At 55.0% G+C, this 26,685-nt stretch carries 21 protein-coding genes; 17 read left to right on the top strand and 4 right to left on the bottom strand.

Features of this window, described 5'->3' with window-relative positions; translation table 11 throughout:
* Window positions 1–164: 164 nt before the first annotated feature.
* From xylF to xylR, 4 genes are all read left to right on the top strand, one after another.
* Entirely contained in the window at window positions 165–1,160 is a 996-nt protein-coding gene (xylF, locus tag OB87_RS03800; RefSeq protein WP_033568105.1) for a D-xylose ABC transporter substrate-binding protein, read from the top strand.
* A 73-nt stretch (window positions 1,161–1,233) separates the two neighbouring features.
* Window positions 1,234–2,775 (top strand): xylose ABC transporter ATP-binding protein, encoded by a 1,542-nt coding sequence (locus OB87_RS03795; protein WP_033568104.1) that lies wholly within the window; start codon window positions 1,234–1,236, stop codon window positions 2,773–2,775.
* A complete protein-coding gene (xylH, locus tag OB87_RS03790; RefSeq protein ID WP_033568103.1) occupies window positions 2,753–3,937 on the top strand; it encodes a xylose ABC transporter permease XylH in 1,185 nt (394 codons plus the stop codon). The genes OB87_RS03795 and xylH overlap by 23 nt, the downstream gene beginning before the upstream one ends.
* A 186-nt stretch (window positions 3,938–4,123) precedes the next feature.
* On the top strand, window positions 4,124–5,347 hold the full coding sequence (gene xylR / locus OB87_RS03785; protein ID WP_033568102.1) for a D-xylose utilization transcriptional activator XylR: 1,224 nt from the start codon (window positions 4,124–4,126) through the stop codon (window positions 5,345–5,347).
* A gap of 69 nt (window positions 5,348–5,416) precedes the next feature.
* Here the strand turns inward: xylR and OB87_RS03780 are convergent, their stop codons facing one another.
* Window positions 5,417–5,992, bottom strand: a complete 576-nt coding sequence (locus OB87_RS03780) for a DJ-1/PfpI family protein (protein WP_033568101.1) — start codon at window positions 5,990–5,992, stop codon at window positions 5,417–5,419.
* A gap of 217 nt (window positions 5,993–6,209) precedes the next feature.
* Window positions 6,210–6,488 (bottom strand): metal/formaldehyde-sensitive transcriptional repressor, encoded by a 279-nt coding sequence (locus OB87_RS03775; protein ID WP_033568100.1) that lies wholly within the window; start codon window positions 6,486–6,488, stop codon window positions 6,210–6,212.
* Window positions 6,489–6,587: 99 nt separating this feature from the next.
* Here OB87_RS03775 and OB87_RS03770 point away from each other — a divergent pair, with 99 nt between their 5' ends.
* Window positions 6,588–7,472 (top strand): nickel/cobalt efflux protein RcnA, encoded by an 885-nt coding sequence (locus tag OB87_RS03770; protein ID WP_033568099.1) that lies wholly within the window; start codon window positions 6,588–6,590, stop codon window positions 7,470–7,472.
* Window positions 7,473–7,777: 305 nt separating this feature from the next.
* Window positions 7,778–9,127 (top strand): argininosuccinate synthase, encoded by a 1,350-nt coding sequence (argG, locus tag OB87_RS03765; RefSeq protein WP_033568098.1) that lies wholly within the window; start codon window positions 7,778–7,780, stop codon window positions 9,125–9,127.
* 93 nt (window positions 9,128–9,220) lie between these two features.
* Here argG and OB87_RS03760 read toward each other — a convergent pair whose 3' ends face one another.
* Window positions 9,221–9,721, bottom strand: a complete 501-nt coding sequence (locus tag OB87_RS03760) for a MarR family winged helix-turn-helix transcriptional regulator (protein ID WP_033568097.1) — start codon at window positions 9,719–9,721, stop codon at window positions 9,221–9,223.
* Window positions 9,722–10,078: 357 nt separating this feature from the next.
* Here OB87_RS03760 and OB87_RS03755 point away from each other — a divergent pair, with 357 nt between their 5' ends.
* From OB87_RS03755 to OB87_RS03715, 9 genes are all read left to right on the top strand, one after another.
* Entirely contained in the window at window positions 10,079–10,951 is an 873-nt protein-coding gene (locus OB87_RS03755) for a carboxylate/amino acid/amine transporter (RefSeq protein ID WP_033568096.1), read from the top strand.
* Between the two features lie 358 nt (window positions 10,952–11,309).
* Entirely contained in the window at window positions 11,310–12,260 is a 951-nt protein-coding gene (locus OB87_RS03750; protein ID WP_033568095.1) for a pseudouridine-5'-phosphate glycosidase, read from the top strand.
* An 11-nt stretch (window positions 12,261–12,271) separates the two neighbouring features.
* Complete coding sequence (locus OB87_RS03745; RefSeq protein ID WP_033568094.1) at window positions 12,272–12,964, top strand: HAD family hydrolase; 693 nt, start codon at window positions 12,272–12,274, stop codon at window positions 12,962–12,964.
* A 147-nt stretch (window positions 12,965–13,111) separates the two neighbouring features.
* Window positions 13,112–17,578, top strand: coding sequence for an amino acid adenylation domain-containing protein (locus OB87_RS03740; protein ID WP_033568093.1), 4,467 nt, complete (start codon window positions 13,112–13,114; stop codon window positions 17,576–17,578).
* A gap of 303 nt (window positions 17,579–17,881) precedes the next feature.
* The gene (locus tag OB87_RS03735) at window positions 17,882–18,838 is read left to right on the top strand and encodes a 3-oxoacyl-[acyl-carrier-protein] synthase III C-terminal domain-containing protein (RefSeq protein WP_235425232.1); all 957 of its coding nucleotides are present in this window, start codon (window positions 17,882–17,884) and stop codon (window positions 18,836–18,838) included.
* 13 nt (window positions 18,839–18,851) lie between these two features.
* Window positions 18,852–19,118 (top strand): acyl carrier protein, encoded by a 267-nt coding sequence (locus tag OB87_RS03730; protein ID WP_193747049.1) that lies wholly within the window; start codon window positions 18,852–18,854, stop codon window positions 19,116–19,118.
* Window positions 19,108–19,719: an acyl-CoA dehydrogenase family protein gene (locus tag OB87_RS03725; RefSeq protein ID WP_033568091.1), complete on the top strand. Its 612-nt coding sequence runs from the start codon at window positions 19,108–19,110 to the stop codon at window positions 19,717–19,719. The genes OB87_RS03730 and OB87_RS03725 overlap by 11 nt, the downstream gene beginning before the upstream one ends.
* A 19-nt stretch (window positions 19,720–19,738) precedes the next feature.
* Entirely contained in the window at window positions 19,739–21,097 is a 1,359-nt protein-coding gene (locus OB87_RS03720; protein WP_235425231.1) for an MATE family efflux transporter, read from the top strand.
* Window positions 21,084–22,238 carry an alpha/beta fold hydrolase gene (locus tag OB87_RS03715; protein WP_081977345.1) on the top strand — a complete coding sequence of 385 codons (1,155 nt, stop codon included), beginning with the start codon at window positions 21,084–21,086 and terminating at the stop codon, window positions 22,236–22,238. Before OB87_RS03720 ends, OB87_RS03715 begins: the two co-directional genes overlap by 14 nt.
* Here OB87_RS03715 and vfmE read toward each other — a convergent pair.
* A complete protein-coding gene (gene vfmE / locus OB87_RS03710) occupies window positions 22,235–22,798 on the bottom strand; it encodes an AraC family transcriptional regulator VfmE (RefSeq protein WP_022631627.1) in 564 nt (187 codons plus the stop codon). The two genes, OB87_RS03715 and vfmE, sit on opposite strands and share 4 nt — an antisense overlap.
* Window positions 22,799–23,397: 599 nt before the next feature.
* On the opposite strand from vfmE, the gene OB87_RS03705 reads away from it, so the two are divergent.
* The gene (locus OB87_RS03705; protein ID WP_033568089.1) at window positions 23,398–24,105 is read left to right on the top strand and encodes an ABC transporter ATP-binding protein; all 708 of its coding nucleotides are present in this window, start codon (window positions 23,398–23,400) and stop codon (window positions 24,103–24,105) included.
* 4 nt (window positions 24,106–24,109) lie between these two features.
* On the top strand, window positions 24,110–26,551 hold the full coding sequence (locus OB87_RS03700; protein ID WP_033568088.1) for an ADOP family duplicated permease: 2,442 nt from the start codon (window positions 24,110–24,112) through the stop codon (window positions 26,549–26,551).
* Window positions 26,552–26,685: the final 134 nt, after the last annotated feature.

Below are 26,685 nucleotides of genomic sequence, written 5' to 3'. Positions count from 1 at the left end.
CGTTTTTATCCTGCCGTCCTGTATACCCAAAATAATTCGAGTTGCAGGAAGGCGGCGACGCAGCGAATCCCCGGGAGCTTACTCAAGTAAGTGACTGGGGTGAGCGAGGAAAGCCAACGCACCTGCAACTTGAAGTATGACGGGTATAACAAAGGTACTCTACGATGAAAATGAAACACGTATTACTGTCAGCCTGTGCCGCCCTTGCCATGCTGAGTCAGCCGGGGTTTGCTAAAGAAGTGAAAATCGGCATGGCTATCGACGACCTGCGTCTCGAACGCTGGCAGAAAGATCGGGATATTTTTGTGAAGAACGCCGAAGAAAAAGGGGCGAAAGTGTTTGTGCAGTCCGCCAACGGCAATGAAGAAACCCAGATATCCCAGATAGAAAATATGATTAACCGCGGCGTCGATGTGCTGGTGATTATCCCTTATAACGGTCAGGTTTTAAGTAATGTGATTGCCGAAGCCAAACGCGAGGGAATAAAAGTATTGGCTTATGACCGTATGATTAATAATGCCGATATCGATTTTTACATTTCGTTTGATAATGAAAAAGTCGGAGAACTTCAGGCACAATATTTGATCAATAAGGTGCCGCAGGGCAGTTATTTTCTGATGGGCGGATCGCCGGTTGATAATAACGCCAAGCTGTTCCGTCAGGGCCAGATGAAAGTATTAAAACCGTTAATTGATAGCGGCAAGATCAAGGTCGCGGGCGACCAGTGGGTGGATGCCTGGTTGCCGGAGAATGCGCTGAAAATCATGGAAAATGCGCTGACCGCCAACAATAACAAGATTGATGCGGTGGTGGCCTCGAACGACGCGACTGCGGGTGGGGCGATTCAGGCTCTCTCCGCCCAGGGGCTGGCTGGTAAGGTGGCGATCTCCGGTCAGGATGCCGACCTGGCGGCCATCAAGCGAATCGTGGCGGGCACCCAGACCATGACCGTGTATAAACCCATCAGCAAACTGGCGCAGGATGCGGCCACTATCGCGGTGTCGCTGGGGCAGGGGAAAAAGCCGGAGTCCAACGCCACGCTTAATAACGGCAAGAAAGATGTGCCTGCCTTCCTGCTGACGCCGATCCCGGTCGACAAGATGAATATCGACAGCACCGTCGTCGCCGACGGGTTCCATAAGAAAGCGGATATCTATTAACCAGTTCGCCCGCCATCCGGCGAGCCGCTTTGCGGTGTCTCTGGATGTGCGGCATCGACCAGGCGGAGGGGTTATGCCGTGTCTGTTGGAAATGAAAAACATCACCAAAGCTTTCGGGGCGGTGAAAGCGGTGGACAATGTCAGCCTGCAACTGGAGGCGGGGCAGGTGTTGTCGCTGTGCGGCGAGAACGGTTCCGGCAAGTCGACGCTGATGAAGGTGCTGTGCGCGGTGTATCCGTATGGCAGCTATGAGGGCAGCATCCGGTTTGCTGGCGATGAGCTGCGGGCCGGACATATCCGCGACACCGAGCAGAAAGGGATCGCCATCATTCATCAGGAGCTGGCGCTGGTCAAAGAGATGACGGTGCTGGAAAACATCTTCCTCGGCAATGAGCGAACGCGCTTTGGCGTGATGGATTACGACGCCATGTACCTGCGCTGTCAGACGATGCTGGCGCAGGTGCGGCTGGACCTTGACCCGAATACTCGGGTTGGCGAACTGGGGTTGGGTCAACAGCAACTGGTGGAGATAGCTAAAGCGTTGAACAAGCAGGTTAGGCTGCTGATTCTCGATGAACCCACCGCGTCGCTGACCGAACGGGAAACCGGCGTGTTGCTGGATATCGTGCGTGACCTGCGTCATCACGGTATCGCCTGCATCTACATCTCTCACAAGCTCAACGAGGTCAAGGCGATTTCCGACGTGATCTGCGTGATCCGCGACGGCAAACACATAGGCACCCGCCCGGCGGATTCGCTCAGCGAAGATCAGATCATCGCCATGATGGTGGGGCGTGAGCTGACGGAGCTGTATCCGAACGAACCGCATGATATCGGCGAAGAGGTGCTGCGGGTGGAGCACCTGACCGCCTGGCATCCGGTGAACCGCCATATTCGCCGGGTGGACGACGTGTCGTTTAGCTTGCGCCGCGGCGAAGTGCTGGGGATCGCCGGGCTGGTTGGTGCCGGGCGCACCGAAACGGTCCAGTGTCTGTTTGGGGCGTATCCGGGGCGATGGCAGGGCGATATTCAGGTGGAAGGCAAACCGGTTGCTATCCGGCACTGTCGGCAGGCGATGGCGCTGGGGATCGCTATGGTGCCGGAAGATCGCAAAAGAGACGGCATCATTCCGGTGATGAGTGTGGCGCAGAACATCACGCTGGCAGCGCTCGACCAGTTCACCGGCGCGTTGTCGGTGCTGCGGGATGCCGACGAGCAACACAGCCTGCGGGAGTCTATCACCCATCTGAAAGTGAAAACCGCATCGCCTGAGCTGGCGATCGCCCGCCTTAGCGGCGGCAACCAGCAAAAGGCCATCCTGGCGAAATGCCTGCTGTTGCACCCAAAAATCCTGATTCTGGATGAACCGACCCGTGGGATCGACATCGGTGCAAAGTATGAGATCTACAAACTGATCAACCAGTTGGTGAAGCAACAGATCGCCGTCATCGTGATTTCCTCCGAATTGCCCGAGGTACTGGGCCTGAGCGACCGGGTGCTGGTGATGCATCAGGGGCGGCTCAAGGCGGATTTACCTAATCGGGGCCTGACGCAGGAACAGGTGATGGAAGCCGCATTAAGGAGTGAGCATCATGCTGAAAGCCTGGCTGTCTGACCATACGCCCGCGTCGGCGGCGTCTCCCGGCGATGCGCCTCGTCGCCGTCCTTTCAATTTGCAGGTGTGGGTGATGATTGCGGCGATTGTCGCCATCATGCTGTTTTTTACCTTCATGACCGACGGTGCCTACCTCAGTGCGCGCAACATTTCCAACCTGCTGCGACAGACCGCTATCACCGGCATTCTGGCGGTCGGTATGGTGTTTGTGATTATTTCCGCCGAAATCGACCTGTCGGTCGGTTCCATGATGGGGCTGCTGGGTGGCGTAGCGGCGATTCTGGATGTCTGGTTCGGCTGGCCGTTGCCCCTGACGGTGGCGGCGACCTTGTTATTGGGATTGGTGCTTGGTGCCTGGAACGGCTGGTGGGTGGCGTACCGGCGCGTGCCGTCGTTCATTGTGACGCTGGCGGGTATGCTGGCGTTTCGCGGCGTGCTGATCGGTATCACCAACGGGACGACGGTATCGCCAACCAGCCCGGCGATGTCGCAGATTGGCCAGAGTTATCTGCCGGAAGGCGTGGGATTTTTGTTTGGCGTTATCGGGCTGATGGTGTTTGTGGTGTGGCGCTGGCGTCAGCGGTTGCGTCGTCAGCGGCTGGGGCTGCCGGTGGCCGCGGCGTCCGGTGATGTTACCCGTCAGGCACTGATGGCGGTGTTGGTGCTGGGTGCCATCTGGCTGCTCAATGACTATCGCGGGGTGCCGACACCGGTACTGCTGCTGACGCTCATCATGTTGGGTGGCATGTTCATGGCGGTACGTACCGCCTTCGGGCGGCGTATTTACGCCGTGGGCGGCAATATCGACGCGGCCCGTCTGTCGGGGGTGAATGTCGAGCGTACCAAGCTGGCGGTGTTCGCCATCAACGGCTTGATGGTGGCGGTGGCAGGTCTGGTGCTCAGTTCCCGGCTTGGTGCCGGGTCGCCGTCAGCCGGGAATATCGCGGAGTTGGATGCCATCGCCGCCTGCGTCATCGGTGGCACCAGCCTGGCGGGCGGGGTGGGAAGCGTGGCGGGTGCCGTGATGGGGGCGTTCATTATGGCGTCGCTGGATAACGGCATGAGTATGCTGGATGTTCCCACCTTCTGGCAGTACATCGTCAAGGGCGGCATCCTGCTGCTGGCAGTGTGGATGGACACCGCGACCAAACACAAAGCCTGATCACGATGATGGCCGGGATGGCGGTCTATCTGCGGCAAAATGAGCGAGACAGTTCGCAAAGTAAGGAAATTATTTTTGGGCTAACGGTCGGCCGTGCTATTTAGGCGAAAGGCGCACTTTCCGCGCCGGATTTCGCCCGGAGAAGGGACGACGCCCCCTCGTACTGTCCGAAGAGAACGTATCGCCATGTTTGAGAAACGCTACCGTATTACGTTGCTGTTTAACGCCAATAAAGTATACGACCGGCAGGTAGTTGAAGGCGTCGGTGAGTATCTGCAAGCGTCTCAGTGCGACTGGGATATCTTCATCGAGGAGGATTTCCGCTGCCGCATCGAAAATATCCGCGACTGGCTGGGGGATGGGGTGATCGCGGATTTTGACGATCCGGCGATTATCGAATTGCTGTCCGGGGTGCGGGTGCCGCTGGTGGGCGTGGGCGGGTCTTATCACCATCCGCAGGACTATCCACCGGTGCACTATATCGCCACCGATAACCACGCGCTGGTGGAGAGCGCGTTTTTGCATCTGAAGAGTAAGGGCTTGAACCGGTTCGCGTTTTACGGCCTGCCTGCATCGGTGGGGAAAGGGTGGGCGCAGGAACGGGAACACGCGTTTCGGCAACTGGTGGCGGCGGAGCAGTATCAGGGCGTGGTGTATCAGGGAATGGAGACATCGCCGGGCAACTGGCAGTACGCTCAAAACCGGCTGGCGGACTGGATCCAGACGCTGCCACCTCAAACCGGCATCATCGCGGTGACGGATGCCCGAGCCCGCCATCTGTTGCAGGTGTGCGAGCACCTGAACATCGCGGTGCCGGAAAAGTTGTGCGTGATTGGCATCGATAATGAAGAACTGACCCGCTACCTGTCGCGCGTAGCCCTATCTTCAGTCGCGCAGGGGACACGACAGATGGGGTATCGGGCCGCCAAACTGTTGCATCAGTTATTGCTGACACCTTATGTACAGCCGTTGCAGCGCATTCTGGTGCCGCCGCTGCGAGTGGTGGAACGCAGTTCGACCGACTACCGCTCGGTACACGACCCAGCGGTGATTCAGGCGATGCATTTTATCCGTCATCACGCCTGTAAAGGCATCAAAGTGGAGCAAGTGCTGGACGCGGTTGGGCTGTCACGCTCCAACCTTGAAAAGCGCTTCAAGGATGAAACCCGGCAGACCATTCACGGCATGATTCACACCGAAAAACTGGAGCGGGCGAGAAATCTGCTGGTGTCTACCTCGCTGTCGATCAACGAGATTTCGTCCATGTGCGGTTATCCCTCGTTACCGTATTTTTATTCCGTGTTCCGTAAGGATTATGACCTGACGCCGCGTGAATACCGTGAGCGCTATGGCGAAGGTGGTTACGGCGACAGCCAATATGACAATGACAGCCAATATGACCACGAATGACGGGATGTGATCTGGGGCAATTGGGCACAGCGGGTGTGACGGCACGTTGCGCCGTCACAGAGCAACCATTCAGGCGGGCACGCGCCAGTAGTCGTAATAGATATGCTCGACCTGGAAGTTCACATCCTCACTATCTTCGCTCAGTCGGCTGGCAAGGGTGAACGCGAAATCAAACGCTACGCCCAGCCCTTTGCCACTGATCAGGTTGCCGTCTTCCACCACTTTCTGGTCGACATACACACCGTCGGTGACGTCTTTCCACAGGTCGCCAGAGCAGACATAGCGACGGCCCTTCAGCAACTGATTGCCGCCCAGCACTCTGGCGGCTGCCGAGCACAGCGGGCAAATCAGCTTACCGGCTTCGTCGTGGCGGCGGATAAATTCCGTCACCATCGGGTTGGCGGCCAGATTCACCGTGCCCTGCGGACCGCCCGGGATCACCACCGCATCAAACAGCCGGTCCATACTTCTTTCCAGCAGGGCATCTGCGAACATGCGGATATTGTGGTAACTGTGTAGCTCCAGCCGGTCGTGACAGGAAAGCAGGGTGACGTCCAGTTTTGTGCGATGCAGCACATCGATCACCATAATCGCTTCCGCTTCTTCGAATCCGGGAGCCAAAAGAATGGCGACGTTCTTGGCCATGGTATCTCCAGCAATCATCAAAGGGAGGAACATCTGTGCCGCCGAGGATAGCAAAGAAACTCATATCAAATGAAACATCGTTTCAAGATTGAGTGGTGGGTCGCGTAATCGATGTTTGCTCGTCCGCGTTGGTGATAAACAGCGCTATACTCCCTCCCTTCATGCCGAGGTCGCCGCCCAGTGATAGGGTAGACATGGCGACCGGCGGCGTGGGCCGTTACTTCATATACGAACGAATCACCGTCACGATCGCTTCCAAATCGGTAGCACGTTCCGCCGGGTCTGCTTCTTCATTCATCAGATGGTCGCGGATATGGCCTTCCAGCACTTCGCCCATCAACCCGTTCACCGCGCCCCGGATGGCGGCGATCTGTTGCAGGATTTCCAGACATGAACGTCCCCCGCCGTCTAATGCTTTTTCCAGCGCTTCCGTCTGACCTTTGATGCGTCTGACGCGCGTCAGCAGTTTCTTTTTTTCGTGAATAGTATGCGGCATGGTGGCTCCCGTCTTGTCTGACTATATACTGGGGTATAGTATATTTTCATCATTTCACTTCCAGGTTGGCCTGCCGACCACCTGGTTCGGACGCTAACTATGACGGATTTTTCCTTACTTTTGCAGCAGGGCGTGGCTAACGCCTGGCTGTTTATTCCCAGCGCGGTGTTGTTGGGCGCGTTGCATGGCCTGGAGCCAGGTCATTCCAAGACCATGATGGCGGCGTTTATCGTGGCGATTCGCGGAACGGTGAAGCAGGCGGTGATGCTGGGAGTGGCTGCCACCTTGTCTCATACCGCCGTGGTTTGGCTGATCGCGCTGGGCGGCATGTACCTGAGCCAGCAATTTACCGCTGAATCCGCCGAGCCCTGGCTACAGTTTATTTCCGGCATCATCATTCTGGGGACCGCCACCTGGATGTTCTGGCGCACCTGGCGCGACGAACGAGCGTGGGTGCAGCATCAGCATAGTCATGGACATCAGCATAGCCATGAGCATCACCACGATCATCATGACCACCATCACGATCGCAATCACACTCACCATCATGCCGGGTATTCGCATGACCACGGGCAGGCTCATGGAGAGAATCATCATGGTGAGTATCAGGACGCACACGAGCGGGCTCATGCCAACGAGATACGCCAGCGTTTCGCCAATCGGGAAGCGACGAACGGGCAGATTTTGCTGTTTGGCCTGACCGGTGGGTTGATTCCCTGCCCGGCCGCCATCACGGTGCTGCTGTTGTGCATTCAGGTGAAGGCTTTTACGCTGGGGGCGGCGCTGGTAGTGTGTTTCAGCATCGGGCTGGCGTTGACGCTGGTGGCTGTCGGGGTCGGTGCGGCGTTGAGTGTACAGCAGGCTAGCCGCCGCTGGCCGGGATTCGCCACGCTGGCGCGCCGGGCACCCTATTTTTCCAGCCTGCTGATCGCGGTGGTGGGGGTGTATATGCTGCTTCATGGCTGGGCGCGTTTGCCGTTATAGCGGCATAACGTCTCGGTACTGACTGCGTGAAAAACGGCGGCTTTTGCGTTTTATTTTGGAGGCGATGCCGCCGTAGCGAATTTTTTTCCTGAAAATTCGCCTCCTCTCTTCCGGTTCGCCGGAAAAGATGTTTAAATTATCAATCATAAATTCTGCATAAATATGCATTGATGCGCGGTTGTTCATCGCAGTCGATTTTGATGGCACCGTGTCGTGTGCATCTCAATGCATGACCAGACATTGCGTAACCCGGCGGCAGGGCTGCTAAGCTTAACGCCATCGAAATCAAGCAGGGATTAATAGTTATGACGACGATTTTGAAACATCTTCCGGTGGGCCAGCGGATTGGGATTGCTTTCTCCGGTGGTTTGGACACCAGCGCCGCTTTGCTGTGGATGCGTCAGAAAGGCGCGGTGCCTTATGCCTATACCGCGAACCTGGGTCAGCCGGATGAAGACGATTACGACGCTATTCCTCGTCGCGCCAAAGAGTACGGTGCCGAGAATGCTCGTCTGATCGATTGCCGTAAACAACTGGTGGCGGAAGGTATCGCCGCGATTCAGTGCGGTGCGTTCCATAACACCACCGGTGGTATGACTTACTTTAACACCACGCCGCTGGGCCGTGCGGTGACCGGCACCATGCTGGTGGCGGCAATGAAAGAAGACGGCGTTAATATCTGGGGTGACGGCAGCACCTATAAAGGCAACGACATCGAGCGTTTCTATCGTTATGGCCTGCTGACCAATGCCGAACTGAAAATCTACAAACCCTGGCTGGACACTGATTTCATCGACGAGCTGGGCGGCCGTCAGGAGATGTCCGAGTTTATGACGAAGTCGGGCTTCGACTACAAAATGTCGGCGGAAAAAGCCTACTCTACCGACTCCAATATGCTGGGTGCGACCCACGAAGCCAAGGATCTGGAATTCCTGAACTCCAGCGTGAAAATCGTTAATCCGATCATGGGCGTGAAGTTCTGGGACGAAAGCGTGCGCATTGCGGCGGAAGAAGTGACCGTGCGTTTTGAGCGCGGCCATCCGGTGGCGCTGAACGGCCAGACGTTTTCTGATGATGTGGAACTGTTGCTGGAAGCCAATCGCATCGGTGGTCGTCACGGCCTGGGCATGAGCGATCAGATCGAAAACCGTATCATCGAAGCGAAAAGCCGTGGCATCTATGAAGCACCGGGGATGGCGCTGTTGCACATCGCTTACGAACGTCTGGTGACCGGCATTCATAACGAAGACACCATCGAGCAGTACCATGCTCATGGTCGCCAACTGGGCCGCCTGCTGTATCAGGGCCGTTGGTTTGACCCGCAGGCGCTGATGCTGCGTGATGCGTTGCAGCGTTGGGTCGCCAGCGAAATCACCGGTGAAGTGACGCTTGAACTGCGTCGCGGCAACGACTATTCGATCCTGAACACCGTGTCGGATAACCTGACCTACAAGCCGGAACGCCTGACGATGGAAAAAGGCGAATCCGTGTTCTCGCCGGATGACCGTATTGGTCAGTTGACGATGCGTAACCTGGATATCACCGACACCCGCGAGAAGCTGTTCAACTACGTGGAAAGCGGCTTGATTTCTTCCAGCAGTGCGGGTCTGCCGCAAGTTGCCAATCCGTCGTTGCAGGATAAGTCCGCGAAATAATCGCGGCCTGAATGTCATGACAAAGGGCATCCGTTTGGATGCCCTTTTTCGTCTTCGCCGCCTGTCACCACCCGACGGCGATATACCCGATGATTAGCGGTTGTTTACCAGGTGCTTTTCAATGCGCCCCATCAGGGTACGCAATTGGGTTTTCTCTTCTTCACTGAACGGGGAGAGAATGTCACGTTCATTCTCCACGTGTTCTTCCACCACCCGGTTAATCAGGGCAAATCCTTCGTCGGTCAGTTGAATGTTGACTGAACGGCGGTCGCCTTCAATCGGCATCCGTCGCAGCCAGCCAGCTTGTTCCAGCCTATCCAGCCGACTGGTCAGGGTGCTGTTGTTGATCATCAGCGCGTTGACGATCTGCGATGGGCTGATGGCATAAGGCGCGCCTCGTCTGCGTAGGGTCGCCAGAATGTCGAACTCGCGGGCGCTCAGTTTGTACTTGCTGAATACTTTGTCCAGGGCGCGGTCAATCAGCAGACTGACGCGGGACAAGGTGCCAATCACCAGCATGGGCTCGACATCAAGGTCAGGGCGCTCATTGCGCCATTGTTGAACAATATCTGATACTTCCAGGTAGCGTGCCATTAACGATATATCCTTGATTAATATAAAAAACCATTCCTTTTTATTACGGCGCAGGGCAATGCCATTACGCGATCTACCCTACTGTAATATTCTGGAAAGAAATATTCAATGTCAGATGTTATTGACACAGTAATTACGTCTACGTATATTACGAAATCGTAATATGCAGTGTTGTTTATCGGTGTCACAGGATGTGACGCGTCAGGATACGGGAAGATCCAACGTGAGTAAGTCAGGAGAACTGCACAAGGATGTGCGCCTTCTGTACGGCCAGGGAGGCGGTACGCCTCAGGCTGAGTAGAGGTGGTCAGTACGCCTCTGCTTTTGGACTGGAACAGTTTGAGGAAGGTTCATTTCGTGAAATTAAAAGATTTCGCTTTCTACGCCCCCTGTGTCTGGGGAACCACCTACTTTGTCACCACCCAGTTTCTTCCCGCCGACAAACCCTTGTTGGCTGCGCTGATTCGCGCACTGCCTGCGGGTATTATTCTCATCCTCGGCAAAACGTTGCCGCCGGTCGGCTGGCTGTGGCGCTTGTTTGTGCTGGGCGCACTCAATATTGGCGTGTTCTTTGTGATGCTGTTTTTTGCTGCCTACCGTCTGCCTGGCGGCGTGGTGGCGCTGGTGGGGTCACTTCAGCCGCTGCTCGTCATCCTGCTATCGTTCCTGTTGTTGGCGCAGCCGGTGCTGAAAAAGCAGATGGTGGCGGCCGTGGCTGGCGGTATCGGTATTGCGTTGTTGATTTCGCTGCCGAACGTGCCGTTGAATCCTGCCGGGTTGGTGGCGTCGGCGTTGGCGACGGTGAGTATGGCATCCGGTCTGGTGTTGACCAAAAAATGGGGGCGGCCAACAGGGATGACGATGCTGACGTTTACCGGCTGGCAGCTGTTTTGTGGCGGGTTGGTGATTCTGCCGGTGCAGATGCTGACCGAACCATTGCCAGATGTGGTGACCCTGACCAACCTTGCTGGCTATTTTTATTTGGCGATTCCTGGCTCTTTACTGGCGTATTTCATGTGGTTCTCCGGTATCGAAGCGAATTCTCCCGTGATGATGTCGATGTTGGGTTTTCTCAGCCCGTTGGTCGCACTGCTGCTGGGATTTTTATTTCTGCAACAAGGGCTTTCCAGCGCGCAATTGGTTGGCGTGATATTTATTTTTTTTGCGATTATTATCGTGCAGGATCTCTCGTTATTTAGCAGAAGAAAAAAAGTAAAGGCGCTGGGGTAATCTACCCGTGTTGTTAAATAATGTTTCTGTGTTTTTCGTCACAAAATGGTCTTGAATGTGAAATATTAAAGTAATATGTGTGTTGCTTAATAAATTTAAGTTATCGTATTAATAGTTAATATCTTGCAGACAGAGGAAGCGTTTTTTAATTTAATCGGGATGTTATTCGTCAGTCGATAAAAATCCTCTGGCGTTTAATATGAATCGATAATAATTCAGGATGTATTGTTATCGATAATATACCCCAAATAATTCGAGTTGCAGGGCAATATGCTCTTGTGTTGAATAACATAATGCATCTGCAACGTGAAGGATGATGGGAATAAGCTGACATAATCGCCCAGGATGAGAGAATATTATGTCTAAAACGGATTTTTCACATGAGTTATTGCGGTTTAGTGATGAGGTAAAAGAGGCGCTGCATACCGGTAAACCGGTGGTGGCGCTGGAGTCGACCGTGATCGCCCACGGGCTGCCTTATCCTGAGAATGTGGCTACGGCCAGAAAGATTGAAGCTGCCGTGCGTGCTGAGGGAGCGATTCCTGCGACGATCGGCATCGAAAACGGTCGGTTTTTGATAGGCATGTCAGATGCCGATATTGAACGGTTTGGCTCGACCAAGGGTATTCCGAAAGCCAGTAGCCGCGATATTCCGGTGATTCTGGCGCAAGGCGGCATGGGCGCGACCACCGTGGCTTCGTCGCTGGTGGCGGCGGACCTGGCCGGTATTCCTTTCTTTGCATCAGCGGGGATTGGCGGTGTGCACCGTGGTGCTGAACGGTCGATGGATATTTCCGCTGACTTGATCCAGTTCACCCGTTCGCGAGTCGCGGTGGTGTGCGCCGGTGCCAAGAGTATTCTTGACCTGGGTTTGACGCTTGAATATCTGGAAACCCAGTGCGTCCCTATCATTTCCTACCAGTCTGACGATTTTCCCGCTTTTTACTGCCGCTCCAGCGGTTTTCACAGCCCCCATCGGTTGGATGATGCCACGCTTGTTGCCCGTTCCATCGAGATGCACTGGAAGCTGGGTAACCAGAGTTCGGTGCTGATTACTCATCCGATTCACGAAAGCGACGCCATCGACACCGATGAAGTCGAGTCGATTATCCGTGAAGCCGCTATTCAGGCGGAACATGACGGTATTCGCGGGCCAGGTGCCACGCCCTATCTGATGCGGGCTGTTGCCAAAGCCACGCAAGGGCGGACGGTCCAGGCCAATATGTCGGTGCTGATCAGTACTGCTGCATTGGCTGGCAAACTGGCTCGCGCCCATACCGACTACCTACGGCAGTACAATCAGGCATAAGGATATGTCTCATGAAGCCACTTGTGATTTTTGATCTGGACGGCACGCTGGTTGACACGCCGAGCGGCATTGTTAGTGCATTTGTTACGGCATTGCGCGATTTGGGGATGCCCGTTGAGGACCGTCGCGCCATTCGCGCCACGATCGGCCTGCCGCTGGAAAAAGCCTTTGGTCAGCTTCTGGCGCTGCCAGTGGAGGACGAAAGGGTTACCGCCGCGGTCAGGCTGTATCAGGCCGTTTTCCGTGAGCAGGTGCTGCCGCAGGCACCGGAGCTGGTCTTTCCCGGCGTGGAGGAAGGGCTGGCGTTGCTTAAAGGGCAGGGGTATACGCTGGCGGTCGCCACCAGCAAGGTGTTCGCCAGCGCCAGGGCGCTGTTGGAGGCGGCCGGATTGTGGTCGTACTTTGATTTGGTGCTGGGAGCGGACATGGTGACGCACCCCAAGCCACATCCCGAGATGGGGCTGCTGGCGATGTCGCGCTTGGCGGCTGATGCGGCAACCACCGTGATGGTGGGTGATACTACGCATGACTTGCTGATGGCAAAACAGGCGGGTATGGCTGCTATTGGCGTGACATGGGGGATTCATAATACCGACCAGCTTAAGGCGGCAGAGCCGCAGGTGATTGTCGATACATTTAGCGAGGTAGTCGGGGCTGCCCACGCATTATTAAAACTGTCTTCTTCCCCGGTATCTTATTGTTGATTCTGTCTGATTTCTCTTAGTCATTTTATTGTCTCAAAAATAGATTTGGCCTGAAGACTGGAGTCTGAGGCCAAATTCTATGTGCGGCATTTCATACTGAAATAAAAATTTCGATTTATTTTCATTGATTCATGCACGAGGATTGTAATGGATAACATCTCGAATCACGCATTCAATTACCCGGTATTGATTTTAAATAAAGGATTATTCCCTGATCATAACGACGCCTCTCTGGCACGTTATCTTTTTTCTGCCCTGGTGCTGGCGATATCGCGTATTACTCAGAATGAAGAAATGCTCGTCGGTTTTCATTTGCACTTTCAGGAAATAGATTCATGGAAAGATAGTGAATATATTCGCCAAGGTGTTCTTCCACTGAATATTCGGCTTAATAACGCTATGCCGATTGCTGATTTTACGCGTGAAATAATAGCCTGGATGACACCGAACGGTATTTGTCAGAAAAATGACGCGGGTGTTAGCGTGCTGAAGCTGGGTACGCAACATGCGCTCCACGAGCTGTTTGATCTGGAAATATCCTGGCAACCACCTGCGGAAAACGAACCGGTTCGGGCGCTGGCAGGTCATATCGTCAGCCACGACGACGCGCTTGTGTTAACGCTGCGGTTTAATCCGGCGCGTTTCAGTGTGGCACAAATGCAAAAGCTCCCTGAAGTATGGCATCAGATAACGACATGCGCGGCAAAAAACGGCCTGGAAACGTTGCGTGACATTGTGTTGATTGATGATGTCGAACGCCAACGCGTGCTACACACGTTTAACCAAACCGACCACATGTGGGAGGGTGAAACGACCGTTGTCGCAAAGCTGAAAAACCGGGCGCAACGTCATCCGGAACAGACCGCCGTGGTGTTTCGCGAGCAGTCGTTGAGTTACCGGCAGCTTTACCAGCAGGCGGGTGCGCTGGCGCATTACCTGAATGCGCTGGAGACGGCGCGCGGGCATTGCGTGGGATTGTTTGTCGAGCCATCGCTGGAGCTCATGACCGGTGCCTGGGGGATCCTGTTGTCCGGTAATGCCTATCTGCCGTTGTCGCCGGAGTACCCGGAAGATCGGTTGGCTTATATGCTGGAGAACAGCCAAACCCGTATCATCGTTACCCAGCCTCACTTGCGTGATCAGCTGCTGGCGCTGTCACCGCCGGGAATTCAGGTGGTGACGCCGGACGATGTGGATGCGTTTATGCGCCAGCACGCGCAGCCTCTGCCCGACGCGCCGACGAATGATATTGCACCGCACCATCTGGCCTACGTGATTTATACCTCCGGCAGTACCGGCAAGCCGAAAGGCGTGATGATTGAACATCATAGCGTGCTGAATCAGATGAACTGGCTGGCACAAACGATTGGGTTGAATGACGAGACGGTGATTCTGCAGAAAACGCCGATGAGCTTTGATGCGGCGCAGTGGGAAATGCTGTCGCCCGCCTGCGGTTGCCGGGTGGTGATGGGGGAGCCGGGCGTGTACCGGAACCCGGAACAACTGGTGGATATGCTGGCAGCGTATCAGGTGACGACGTTGCAGTGCGTGCCGACATTGTTACAGGCGCTGCTGGATACCGAGCGTCTGACGGACTGCCCGGCGTTAAGGCAAATTTTCAGCGGCGGTGAAGCGCTGCAAAAGCACCTGGCGCAGGCGTGTCTGGAAACCTTGCCCGATTGCGAACTTATTAATTTGTACGGCCCGACTGAATGCACGATTAACAGCTCCGCTTTCCGGGTCGATCCCGCCAGCGTGCAGCAAGGGCCGGATACGTTGTCCATCGGCGCACCGGTGGCGAATACCCGCTATTACATTCTGGATAACTGCCTGACGCCGGTGGCCGTCGGGCAAATCGGCGAGCTGTACATCGGTGGTGATGGGGTGGCGAGAGGCTATCTGAATCGTGATGATCTGACCGCCGAGCGTTTCATTATCGACCCGTTTGCACCAGTGGATTCCGGGCGGCGCTTATACCGGACCGGCGATTTAGCCAGTTGGAATCACGATGGCACGGTTCAGTACGCCGGTCGTGCCGACAATCAGGTTAAGCTGCGCGGTTATCGCGTCGAGCTGGATGAGATCCGCTCGGCGATCGAAACCCATGACTGGGTGAAATCGGCGGCAGTTATCGTCAGGAACGACCCGTTCACCGGCTATCAGAACCTGATTTCGTTTATTGAACTGAATGCCCGCGAAGCGGCGCTGATGGATCAGGGCAATCACGGCTCGCATCATCAGTCCAAAGCCGATAAGGCGCAGGTGATGATGCAACTGGCCAATAAAGGATGCCGGGAATTCCCGGCCGCCAGCCAGCCGTATACCCTCGATTTGCCGGGTAAACAGCCGGATGAAAAGCAGCGCCTCACCGCGTTTGCTCGCAAAACCTATCGGTTTTACGACGGTGGTGCCGTCGGGCGTAACGACATTCTCTCGTTGTTGCATGAACCTCCCCTGGCGGGCATGTCCCGCCAGCCAGATTCCCTGACGCTGGAGGAACTGGGGCATTGGCTGCGTTATCTGGGCCAGTTCACCAGTACCGAGCGGCTGTTGCCCAAATATACCTACGCTTCACCGGGCGCGCTGTACGCCACCCAGGTGTTTCTGGAACTGAACGCCGTGGCCGGGCTGGCCGCGGGACATTATTACTACCAGCCGGTGCATCACCAGTTGGTTCGGGTCAGCGAGCAGGTTTCGGTGACGCCGGGTAGCCTGCGGTTGCACTTTGTCGGCAAGAAGAGCGCCATCGAACCCATCTACAAAAACAACATTCGGGAAGTGCTGCAAATGGAGATGGGGCACATCATTGGCATGTTGGATAACATCCTGCCGGATTATGGGTTGGGCGTAACGCTGTGCGACACCGCAACGCTGGACCCGGCACCGCTGGCGATGAATCCGGACGATGATTATCTGGGAGCCTGCGATGTGCTGTGCGGGCTGGGTCTGCCGGTGGACCACGACCTGGATATTTATGTGCAGACTGCGGGTACGACGATCGCCGATCTGCCGGTGGGGACTTATCGCTACGTGCGCGGCGATTTGCAGCACATTGCCGATGACGTCATTGATAAGAAACATGTTATCGCCATCAACCAGGCGGTGTATGAGCGCTCGTCGTTTGGCATCAGTATCGCCAGCCGGACCGAAGGCTGGGCAGGCTACGTGCATGTGGGGCGTAAACTGCAACGCCTGCAGATGAATCACCTGAATGTCGGGCTGATGTCTTCCGGCTACAGCTCGGAAACCGGCAACGATCTGCCTGCTGCCCGCCGCTTCTGGCACATTCTCGGCCATCGTACCGGGCCGTATTATTTCTTTATTGGCGGGCGCATCAGTGACGAGCAGAAATACAGTGAGGGGATGAGGGAAGACACCGTACACATGAAAGGACCGGCGGAGATGATTCGTGACGATTTGGCGACGTTCATGCCGGATTACATGATGCCGAACAAGGTGCTGATTCTTGACGAAATGCCGCTGACGGTAAACGGCAAAATCGACATGAAAGCGTTGGCGAATATCAATGTCGAGTTGAAGCACAAAACGATGGTCGCGCCCCGAACCCCGCTGGAGCATCAGATCATGGCGGTCTGGCAGGCGAAACTGAAACGCGAAGAGGTGTCGGTGGACGACAATTTCTTCGAATCGGGCGGTAATTCGCTGATCGCTGTCAGCCTGATCAATGAGTTGAACGCGACGCTGAACGCCAGCCTGCCGTTGCAGGTGCTGTTTCAGGCACCCACGGTTGAAAAACTGGCGGTATGGCTGAGCCGCGCGCGTCAGGAGCCGGTATCCCGTCTGGTTCAGTTGCAGCCCAAAGGGCGTCAGGCACCGATCTACTGCTGGCCGGGGCTGGGCGGCTACTGCATGAATTTGCGGTTACTGGCGCGACAACTGGGGGCGGAACGACCGTTCTTTGGTATTCAGGCGCATGGCATCAATCCGGGCGAGACGCCTTATGCCACCATCGGCGAGATGGCGGCCAGAGATATTGAACTGATTCGCCAGCACCAGCCGCACGGGCCATATACGCTGTGGGGCTACTCTTTCGGCGCGCGCGTCGCGTTCGAAACCGCCTGGCAACTGGAGCAGGCGGGCGAGGTGGTGGAGAATCTGTATCTGCTGGCGCCCGGCTCGCCGAAGCTGCGCGATGAGCGCGTAGCCGCGATGAGCCGCACGGCCGATTTTGATAATCCCGGTTATCTGACCATCCTGTTCTCGGTCTTTATCGGCAGCATTACCGACCCGGCGCTGGCGCGCTGCCTGGAGACGGTGCGCGACGAGGAGAGCTTTGTGGCCTTTATCACCGGGATCAATCCGGCGCTGGATGACGGGCTGGTACGACGGATCACCCGCATTGTGGCGCAAACCTTCGAGTTCTCCTACACCTTCAGCGAGCTACAGCAGCGGCAACTGAACGCGCCGGTCACCATCATCAAGGCGCAAGGTGACGATTACGCGTTCATCGAGAATCACGGCGGGTTCTCCGCTTTACCGCCCACGGTGCTGGAGCTGATGGCGGACCACTACAGTATGCTGAAAACACCGGGGATCGCTGAACTGACGCGAGTCATTCATGACCAGCAGTCACCTTCCAGTCTGGTGGGGTAAGGCGGTTAGCATCACGCGCGCGGGGAGCCTCCCGCGCGCTTTTCTGCATGGTCCCATGATCAAACCGACTTTTCCGCTGTTTTGCCGACAAAATCCCATTTTTTAGCGCATTAATCCCACTTTCGAGATAAAAGCGTGCTGAAAGCGGGGCAACGGCAATTGCGGATAAAAACAAAACGCGTTTGTTGGCAAAGTATCCGTAGATTGACGGTGTTCGATCGGGGGTCATGAACGGTGTCGCGGCGACATAGCTTCATTATTAATTAGCGTCATGAGCGTTTGTGCGACATGGGGACGGTAGCCGTGCAAACTTCATCACAGACCAGCATGTTTTGCCTTAATGATATTCATCATGAAGCGCCGGAGCGTATCCGGCGTTTTCCCCTGGGAGAATTGGGGGATTCGCATCAGCTGCGGGAAGGGCAGCGTCGCATGATGGAAAAGCTGTATCAGCTAAAGACGGTGCCGATGCGTGCCGACAGTCATCAGGCGATGCTGGAGTCGGTGGTGGCGGGGGTAATGGCGCGCTGGCCGACGCTGCCTTCACAGGAAGGGCTGCTGATCTATGCCAGAACGCAGACACATAACACCTTCTTTGACCGCCCCTGGCTGGATGACATCTTGCAGCGCCAGCGGTTGATGCACTGGGACGTCACGACGCTGAGTCTGAATCACTGCGCCAGCGCGTTGTCGGCGTTACATCTGGTGCGGCACAGCGCTGTGCGTCGGAATACGCCGGTGCTGTTATTGACGGGGGAGAAGGCGTTTCACCCTGAGATCAACCGCTTCACGGTCGGTGTACAGGGAGAGTTGCCGGTGGCGGCACTCTTCAATGCGGCGAACAGCCCGTGGCAGGTGACGTTTACCGCGGTCCGGCATTTGAGCCGTTTTTATAACAATCCGAGCAATATGACCCGGCAGGAAAAAGCCGACTTGAATAGTTGCCTGCTGGATGAATTGTGCCGGTTTATTGTCGATGCCGTCAGGGACAGCGGTATCGGCATGGATGAGATGGACTATTTTGTTCCCTGCAATCTTAATTTGCCGTTATTACGTCAGATAGCACAGCGTTTGAATATGGGCGATCGCTTATTCAGTCAGCAGGTTTCTGACTATGGTCATCTGTATTGCTCAGACGTTTTATTTAATTTTTCTTCATTAATGAAAACTACAACCGGTCGCGCGAAAAACTATTTTTGTTTTTCGATGGGAATGGGGGTCACGCTTTCCTGCGCGCTGATACAGCAAATTGATATCTAAACAGGAGACAGACATGTCTGCGCTATTAATCACTATTCAACAGGCGTTACGCGAAGTCATGGAGAATGACGACATCAAGATCAATGAAAAAACGGATTTTGATCATGACCTCGACCTGGACTCGGTGATGTTTGTGCAATTTTTGCTGACGCTTGAAGATAACATCGACGGGCTGCTGTTCGATCCTGACCAAATCAACATGGATGCCTTCACCACGGTGGGCAGCCTGATTAACTGGCTGAACGCCAATGTGTTGCAGGAGGTGCGGCATGTCAGTTGAACGCGTCAAGCAGGTCTGGGACGCTTTTCGGGAGCAGCCGTTGTCTGATGCGCTGGCCTGCCTGCTGCAAGCGTCGGCGGGAGCGGCGCAGTACGTTCATCCGATTGGGTATCAGATTCAGGAAATCAGCAACCAGCCTGACGCCGACCAGCCACAGCGCTTGTTTGACCGGGTACTGAACCACCTCGGTCTGGATGTGGTGCGCGGTACGGATACCCTGGTGCTACCGGCCAGTTTCCCGATACTGGTGTGCGCCGCTCGTTTGGGGGTGCTAGCCCGTATTCAGTCGATGAGCTGGCAGCATTTGTCCAGCCGTAACAGCTTTGGCACCAAAACCACCCGCCATCAGTTAATTAAAGCCAGTTTCGCCGACGTGGCCGGTAAGGCAGCGCTGTTGCTGGAGCAACAGTATCAGCGTTTGCAGGACGGTGACCTGGCCGGTCTGGAAGATGATCACTACCAGATCACCCAGCTTAACAATGAAGCGGAAAAAATGATGGGTGGACACGGTTTCCTGCTGGGGAATACCCATAGCCTGTCCTATTTCTCCATGATGCTCTACAGCGTCTATGGCAAAGCGAGCTGTCTGGCCGCAGCCTGAATACGGAAAAAAGGTAGGGATGATGAGCCTGATCTCGCGTGTGATGTCCAGAGCTGCCCCGGCTGCCAGTGGGGATATGCGGCAGATCATGGCATTGGCCTGGCCGATGATGGTGACCGCAGTGGTGGTGTCGCTGTCTCAGAATATGCAAATTGCTATTCTGGGCAACGGCACCGAAAGCCAGACGTTGTTGACGCTCTCTTTCTTGCAGCCGTTCAATTTCCTGTTTATCGCTATTCTGGAATGCCTGGCGATCACGAATCAGGTGTTCAGCGCCCGTTCCCGTCATGACTGGCCACGACAGCGCATCTGGCACAGTACGCTGTGGCTCGGAGGGATAGGCGTGCTGACGACGGCGCTGGCGGCGCTGTTGTGCCGGATGCTGGCTGTACCGCTGTCCGGCTGGATGAACAGCCCTGATCCGGCGTGGATGCAGAGCGCCGCGCCCGGCTATCTGTTGTCGATGACGCCTTTTCTGGCGTTGGAAATGTGCAATGCGGCGCTACGCGGGCAGGGACGAACCGTGTCGGCTATGACGCTGATGTGCGGTTATGTGCTGCTGAATGCGGCAGGCTGTTACCTGGGGTTCCACGTCTACCAGCGTGGTTTTGATGCCGTGTTACTGGCAAACAGCGTTCCGGCGTTGGTACTGCTGCCGTTGGCGGTACGAGCGCTGCGCCGAGTCGCTACACCGGTGCCGGATGAGCGGCCACAGGCATTCGTGCCGCGACTGCTGGCGTTACTGACCAATGCCGGGTTGCCGGTAGGCTTTTCCATGTTGGTGGTGTTCCTGAGTTCGATGGTGATTTTCCCGCTGGTGGCTGCGCTGGGGGCGGGATTCTTGCCAGCGTTCCTGATCGTGATAAAGCTACGCGCTTTCTTCATCATTCCGGCGGTGGCGACCGGTTCCGCCATCGCCATTTTGCTGAACCAGCGCCTCAAAACTCATGCCGCGCCGCTGCTGGCAAGCCTGTTGAACAATGGCGTCTGGCTTATCGTGCTGGCCTATCTGGCGTTGACCGCAGGGGTATGCTGGGTGCGCGACGATATTCTGGCCGGGTTTTCCAATGACGAGGCGATCCGGCAATCCAGCCAGATGCTGCTGTTGCTGTTGCTGCCGACGTTCTTCCTCACCTCGCTGGTGGCGGCGTTGCAAACGCTGCTGGAACAGATGGAGCGGGGAAAGCGGGTGCTGATTTTCACACTGATACTGGAACTGCTGATGGTGGTGGTGGCCCTGACCGCGCATCGCTTCCTTAACGACGTGCAGGCGATCGCCAGCCTAATGGTCGCCTTTAGCCTGCTGTACGCTGTGGTATTCCTGCGTGAGTATCGATTGCTGGTCAACGCACTGGGAGAACGGGATGCTGCTGTATAGCCTGTGTTACCCCTTGATGTGGCTGGCGACGCACGTCCAGTACCACTATTACCGCGTGCTGGTGAAGCTTGGGCGTCGCCCGTCGCTGTTGCTTAAAGTACGGATCAAGCCGGAAACACATTACACCCGGCTGTGCCGCGTGCTGCGTCTGGCGGATTTGTGGTTGCTGAAGTGCTGTTCCCTGCATCTGGCGGCGCGCTATCTACTGCATCTATTTGAAACCACACGTTATATCTCTTACAAGCAGATGGACCATGAATATCTGGCTGGTTTTCAGCAGGAGACGGTCTGCTTTCAGCATCAGAATGTGTATGTGTTTCGCTGGGTGCCGCCGCCTGCGGATACGCCGACAAAAACCGTCTTACTGGTGCATGGCTGGGAAGGCCGCGGCATCATGTTTCGGCCGCTGTGCGAGGCGTTAAAAGCGCAAGGGTACAGCGTGGTGATGCCGGATTTGCTGGCGCACGGGTTGTCTGAGGGAACGCGGGTGTCCAACTATGAACTGGCCAGCCTGCTTATCCGGCTGGGGCAGCGCTACGGCCCGTTCTGTGCGGTGGTTGGGCATTCCAGCGGCGGTCTGGTGTGTAGCCTGGCATTGGCTCAGGGGCTGGCGGCGGAGCGGCTGGTGCTACTGGCAAGTCCGGACAATTTCGGCAAGATGATCGACCGGTTTCTGGCGGGGGCGTCGGTGTCGGCATCGCTGGCGGCACCCATGAAAGCGATTTATGCACAGCGCTTTGGTTTTCATCCCGATCAGGTCGGTGAAGCGCTTTACCGCACGCTCGATTGCCCGGCGCTGATTTGCCACGACTGGCAGGATGTTCGTGTCCATCCGGAGGTGGCGGATGCGATCCACCGGGCATTTGCCCGTAGCGAGGTGTTCTATACCCGCGGGTTGGGGCATTTGGGGATTTTACGCAGCCCTCTGGTGCATCAGCGCATTTTATCGTTTTTATCTGACGCCACAGTGGGAACTGAAAGGCGGATATCGCCACTCACTCAACAGTCGATAAGGGGTGATGGTGCGGCGGCGGCGTGGTCCGATGCCGGTGGCATTAACATGGACAGGATATTGCAGCGCGTTGCGGGGGCATCAAACGAGCCCGCCGTCACGGATGGCGGGCTATCTGGGATTAATTAATTGCAGAGGTTCTGGATATTATCCAGCAGTACGTGCCGTGAGAACAGATGACGCTGTTTGCCGAAAATAATATCGAAGCTCATATTTTGCAGGGTACGTGGTTGCTCGTTTTCCCGTTCCAGTGACACCGCTTTGCGGTACTTCAATGGAGGAATGTTGTAGGTCTTGGTAAAGCAACGGGAAAAGTGTGGTAGCGAAGAAAAGCCGCAGGCATAGCAAATATCGGTGAGCGACCAGTTGGGCGAAATATGAATGATCTCTTTTGCCAGCGTCAGGCGTACACGCCAAATCCAGCGCATCGGCGTAATGTTGTAGACCTGATTGAAAAGACGGCAAATATCAAATTTTGATTTACCGCTGACGTCTTCAAGATCTTCCAGCGTAATATTGTTACCGATGTTGTCGATGATATAGTCAATAATTCCCGCCAGGCTGGTTGCTTTATTATTGGCTGCGAGCGTTTTTCTCAAATTAGGGTGACGGCGGTACATATCCTGAATCAGGTTGTTGTTGAAAATATCATTATCCAGCGTATGGGCGTAGGTGTTCTGTAAGCTCATGGTGTCATCCCAAAAAAATAGATTCCCCGTGTCTGGTCTGGCTAAATCCAAAAAATCCTTACAGCGGTGAAGTCAGTGGTTAATTATTGTCCTTTGGTCAGATGTGCGATCTGTCTAAGGCAAATTGTGTGCCATATCGTTATTATTTGTTTTACAAGGGAAATACTTACATCTACCTGTAACTCGTCCCATTTATGGGATTGAGTCGTACCAAACATGGGATTTTTCGTCTCGCAAATGACAATTCGGATGCGCTACCGCTCCACGAGCGGGGTAGCGACATGCCGTGCTCGATGTGCGGCAGGGGCGCGGGAAGCCCGGTGCGCGTGGCATTGGCCGTGATCAGAATGTAATTGGTATGATTTGTGCTGCTATTTAGAGGCACTGGCGTTCACGCAGACCGAACACAACCTGCCGACGTGGATAAATGGGAAACGGCATGGATCGCCGCTCAGGAGAAGGAAAAGGGCGTCATCATGGACAGATGGAGGTATTTTGGACACATTTTTAAAACCAGAGATAAAAGTGAGTGGCCTGCAGCCTGTAAGATACCCTCGGCCTCAGGAAGGCTGACTCTATTTATACACTGAGGATTTCCCATGACGGTGCTGGTTCAGCTTGATAATGTGCATAAAATCTTTCTTACCGATGAAATTGAAACTCATGCCCTTAGCAAGATAAACCTTTCTATTCACTCGGGAGAATACGTCTCTATCGCGGGACCGTCCGGTTGTGGGAAATCGACCCTGTTGTCCATCATGGGGTTGCTGGATACGCCAACGGAAGGGCGCTACCGGCTGAACGGCACGGATGTTGAGCGGATCGGTCGTCGGGAGATGGCGCGGCTGCGCAACCGGGAAATCGGCTTTATCTTTCAGTCATTTAATCTGATAAGCGACCTGACCATCGCGGAAAACGTTGCGCTACCGCTCACTTACCGTAATGACCTGTCGCGTTCGGAGCAGAAAGCGCGAGTCATTCAGGCGCTGGAAAAAGTCAATATGTCGCATCGGGTGCGTCATTACCCGTCACAGCTTTCCGGCGGTCAGCAACAGCGGGTGGCGGTCGCGCGAGCCATTGTCGGCAAGCCGTCGTTGCTGCTGGCGGATGAACCGACCGGAAACCTGGATTCTGCCAACGCCGAAGCGGTGATGAATATTCTGGATGAACTGCATCAGGACGGCGCGACCATCTGTATCGTTACCCATGACCCGCGTTCCGCCATGCGTGCCCAGCGCACGGTCGTCTTGTCCGACGGGCAGGTGGTGGCTGATGGCGAAAACGGACAATTGCGTCAGGCGGTATAACACAATGAATGTATGGTTCGATATCCGTTACGCTCTGCGCTTGCTGCTCAAAAGCCCTGGATTCAGTGTGCTGACCATTACTGTGATGGCCTGCGGACTGGGGCTGGCGCTGTATATGTATTCCGTTATCAATACCATCATGTACAAAACCCTGCCGTATCCGAAGGGGGAAGGTATGGTGATGGTGACGCCGAATGTGGACGGCGAAGGCCTGAATGATTCAGGGTTGAACTTTCTGGACTATGAACTCATCCGGCAAAAAGCGACGAAACTGACAGATATCAGCTATTTTTATGCAGAATACGCTGACCTGAAAGATGACGAGAAATCGGTTCGGTATATCGCGGTGTACAACACGCCGGATATGTTTAGTTATACCGGTGTTTCTCCTTTTCTCGGTCGAGCGTTCAATCAGCAGGATATGCAGCCTGGTGCTGAACCGGTAGCGGTAATCAGCTATCTGTTGTGGCAAAGTTATTTTAATGGTCGCGGTGATATTCTTAATCAAACCGTCAAGGTAAACGGCACCACCACCCGAGTGGTCGGCGTGATGCCGAAGGGATTTGCCTTCCCTTTCTATCATGATCTGTGGCTCCCCTCGCGTCTTGACCCCAAACTCTTTCCTAACCGGGAACTGGCACCGGAAGTGTTTGTGTTCGGACGGTTACTGAAAGGAGGGAAGACTGCTGCTGCTAGCCGCGAGCTCGATGGTCTGATGCAGGAAGTAGCGCGTCAGTATCCTAAGGTTAATAAAGGTATTTCGGCGAATGTGTTGTCCTTTCAGGAGAATTTTACCGGAGAAGAAACCGCGCAGACCTTCTTTGTCATGCTGTCCGCAGTGGGGTTTATCCTGCTACTTGCCTGTTTTAATGTAGGCAACCTGCTGTTGGCGCGCTCCAATCAGCGTACTCGGGAAATAGCCATTCGCATGGCGCTGGGTTCACCGACATCAAGGTTGGTGATGCAGATGTTGTGGGAAAGTTTGATCATCAGCACTACCGCAGGCGTCATCGGTGTGCTGCTCGCATCGTGGGGGTTGGATATTACCAACTATATCTTCCCTAAATTTGTACCCAACAAGGTGCCGGTTTGGTGGCACCTGTCACTGGACGGCAGCGTGATTTTGGATGCTGTCATCCTGATTCTCGCCACATCGTTTGTCACCAGTGCATTACCAGCGTGGAAAATCGCTAACGGTAAGTTTGCTTACGCTTTGCGTGACGGTGTTAACAGCGATCAGGGGCGTAAAACCGGTCGCTTCAGCCGGACGCTGGTAATCATCGAAGTAGCGCTGTCCTGTTCAATCTTGTGTATCAGTGTCTTGCTATTATTTCTGGTGATGCGCGCCACTAAGGCTGACTACGGCGTACCTATCGATCATTTTCTGGTGGCGAAAATCAATGTCGACCAGGATAGTTACCCCGATGACGGTAGCCGCCGAAAATTTTATCTCAAACTGCTTGAGCAGGTGAATACTATCCCCGGTGTGCAAGCCAGCGGCCTTACCTCCAGCGCGCCGGGCCAATTCACCTTTCCTCATCAAGTGGTGACGGAAAATATGGAACACGATGGGCAAGACGCCTTGTCCTATTCGCTGGTGAACGACGTGCGAGTAATGCCTGGCAGTCTGACGGCGATGGGGGTGAAGTTATTGAATGGGCGGGAGTTCGCTGACAGCGATATCGATACCACGTTGCCAGTTGCTGTGGTGAGCGATTCGTTTATCAAGAAGTACTGGCCGCATGAAAAAACGGTGGTTGGCAAGCGGCTACGCTTTCGGGACGGCAATGACTACCGTTGGTTTACCGTGGTGGGCGTTGTTTCACATATCATTCATGGGCGGCCGTTCAGCGAGTTCAAAACGCGTCCAACGGTGTATCGTTCCTTAATGCAGCTCCGGCAAGTCAATCCATCGTTGACTATCATGCTTAAGGCACCTCAGCCGCAGCGGTTTTCAAAACCGCTGTTTAATATGCTCAATGAGTTAGGGCCGGTAATAGAAAGTACCCAACCACAGACGTTGAGCGATCAACTGGCTCGTAATACGGTTGGCGTGCAGTTTGTCACCAATTTGTTTCTACTGTTTGGTGCCGCTGCCATGGTGCTGGCGGCTAGCGGTATTTATGGTGTGACACAGCACGCGATTAACCAGCGTACCCAGGAAATTGGTATTCGACAGGCGCTGGGCGCAACACCTACCCGATTGTTGAGTATGCTCATGTTCTCTGGACTTCGGCAGTTGTTTGCTGGTTTGGTCCTCGGGTTGCCATTGGCGATTTTCGCTGCGCCCAAAATTAACAGGGTATATGGTGACGGTGGCGGTGGCTTCATACCGTTGTTTGGCGGGGTGGCCTTGTTTATCGTTATCATCGTCGCGCTCGCAACCTGGATTCCATCCCGGCGTGTCATCATGATGAAGCCGGGCGATGCGATACGTTACGAATAATCCGGCGTGACGGTATTCTGCCTGTGGCGTCCATGTTGGCGCTCGTGGCAGGATATCCTCTGACGCTCCAGTTTCCGGTAACTGAGCCGTTAATAGTTACCACGAATCGATTATGCTGTAAGGGGGACGTGTTC

Origin of the sequence: Dickeya undicola (genome assembly GCF_000784735.1) — a bacterium.
Lineage (GTDB): Bacteria > Pseudomonadota > Gammaproteobacteria > Enterobacterales > Enterobacteriaceae > Dickeya > Dickeya undicola.
The sequence above is the reverse complement of the archived record's forward strand: the minus strand, read 5'-3'. Positions and strand labels throughout refer to the sequence as shown.

Bases quoted from the DNA above. Each gene is read 5' to 3' on its own strand.
- OB87_RS03795 (WP_033568104.1), top strand. From the start codon at position 1,234: ATGCCGTGTCTGTTGGAAATGAAAAACATCACCAAAGCTTTCGGGGCG.
- OB87_RS03720 (WP_235425231.1), top strand. From the start codon at position 19,739: ATGATGAGCCTGATCTCGCGTGTGATGTCCAGAGCTGCCCCGGCTGCC.
- OB87_RS03760 (WP_033568097.1), bottom strand. From the start codon at position 9,721: ATGGCACGCTACCTGGAAGTATCAGATATTGTTCAACAATGGCGCAAT.
- OB87_RS03715 (WP_081977345.1), top strand. From the start codon at position 21,084: ATGCTGCTGTATAGCCTGTGTTACCCCTTGATGTGGCTGGCGACGCAC.
- OB87_RS03740 (WP_033568093.1), top strand. From the start codon at position 13,112: ATGGATAACATCTCGAATCACGCATTCAATTACCCGGTATTGATTTTA.
- OB87_RS03770 (WP_033568099.1), top strand. From the start codon at position 6,588: ATGACGGATTTTTCCTTACTTTTGCAGCAGGGCGTGGCTAACGCCTGG.
- xylF (WP_033568105.1), top strand. From the start codon at position 165: ATGAAAATGAAACACGTATTACTGTCAGCCTGTGCCGCCCTTGCCATG.
- OB87_RS03780 (WP_033568101.1), bottom strand. From the start codon at position 5,992: ATGGCCAAGAACGTCGCCATTCTTTTGGCTCCCGGATTCGAAGAAGCG.
- vfmE (WP_022631627.1), bottom strand. From the start codon at position 22,798: ATGAGCTTACAGAACACCTACGCCCATACGCTGGATAATGATATTTTC.
- OB87_RS03730 (WP_193747049.1), top strand. From the start codon at position 18,852: ATGTCTGCGCTATTAATCACTATTCAACAGGCGTTACGCGAAGTCATG.
- argG (WP_033568098.1), top strand. From the start codon at position 7,778: ATGACGACGATTTTGAAACATCTTCCGGTGGGCCAGCGGATTGGGATT.
- OB87_RS03750 (WP_033568095.1), top strand. From the start codon at position 11,310: ATGTCTAAAACGGATTTTTCACATGAGTTATTGCGGTTTAGTGATGAG.
- OB87_RS03705 (WP_033568089.1), top strand. From the start codon at position 23,398: ATGACGGTGCTGGTTCAGCTTGATAATGTGCATAAAATCTTTCTTACC.
- OB87_RS03725 (WP_033568091.1), top strand. From the start codon at position 19,108: ATGTCAGTTGAACGCGTCAAGCAGGTCTGGGACGCTTTTCGGGAGCAG.
- OB87_RS03775 (WP_033568100.1), bottom strand. From the start codon at position 6,488: ATGCCGCATACTATTCACGAAAAAAAGAAACTGCTGACGCGCGTCAGA.
- OB87_RS03745 (WP_033568094.1), top strand. From the start codon at position 12,272: ATGAAGCCACTTGTGATTTTTGATCTGGACGGCACGCTGGTTGACACG.
- xylH (WP_033568103.1), top strand. From the start codon at position 2,753: ATGCTGAAAGCCTGGCTGTCTGACCATACGCCCGCGTCGGCGGCGTCT.
- OB87_RS03700 (WP_033568088.1), top strand. From the start codon at position 24,110: ATGAATGTATGGTTCGATATCCGTTACGCTCTGCGCTTGCTGCTCAAA.
- xylR (WP_033568102.1), top strand. From the start codon at position 4,124: ATGTTTGAGAAACGCTACCGTATTACGTTGCTGTTTAACGCCAATAAA.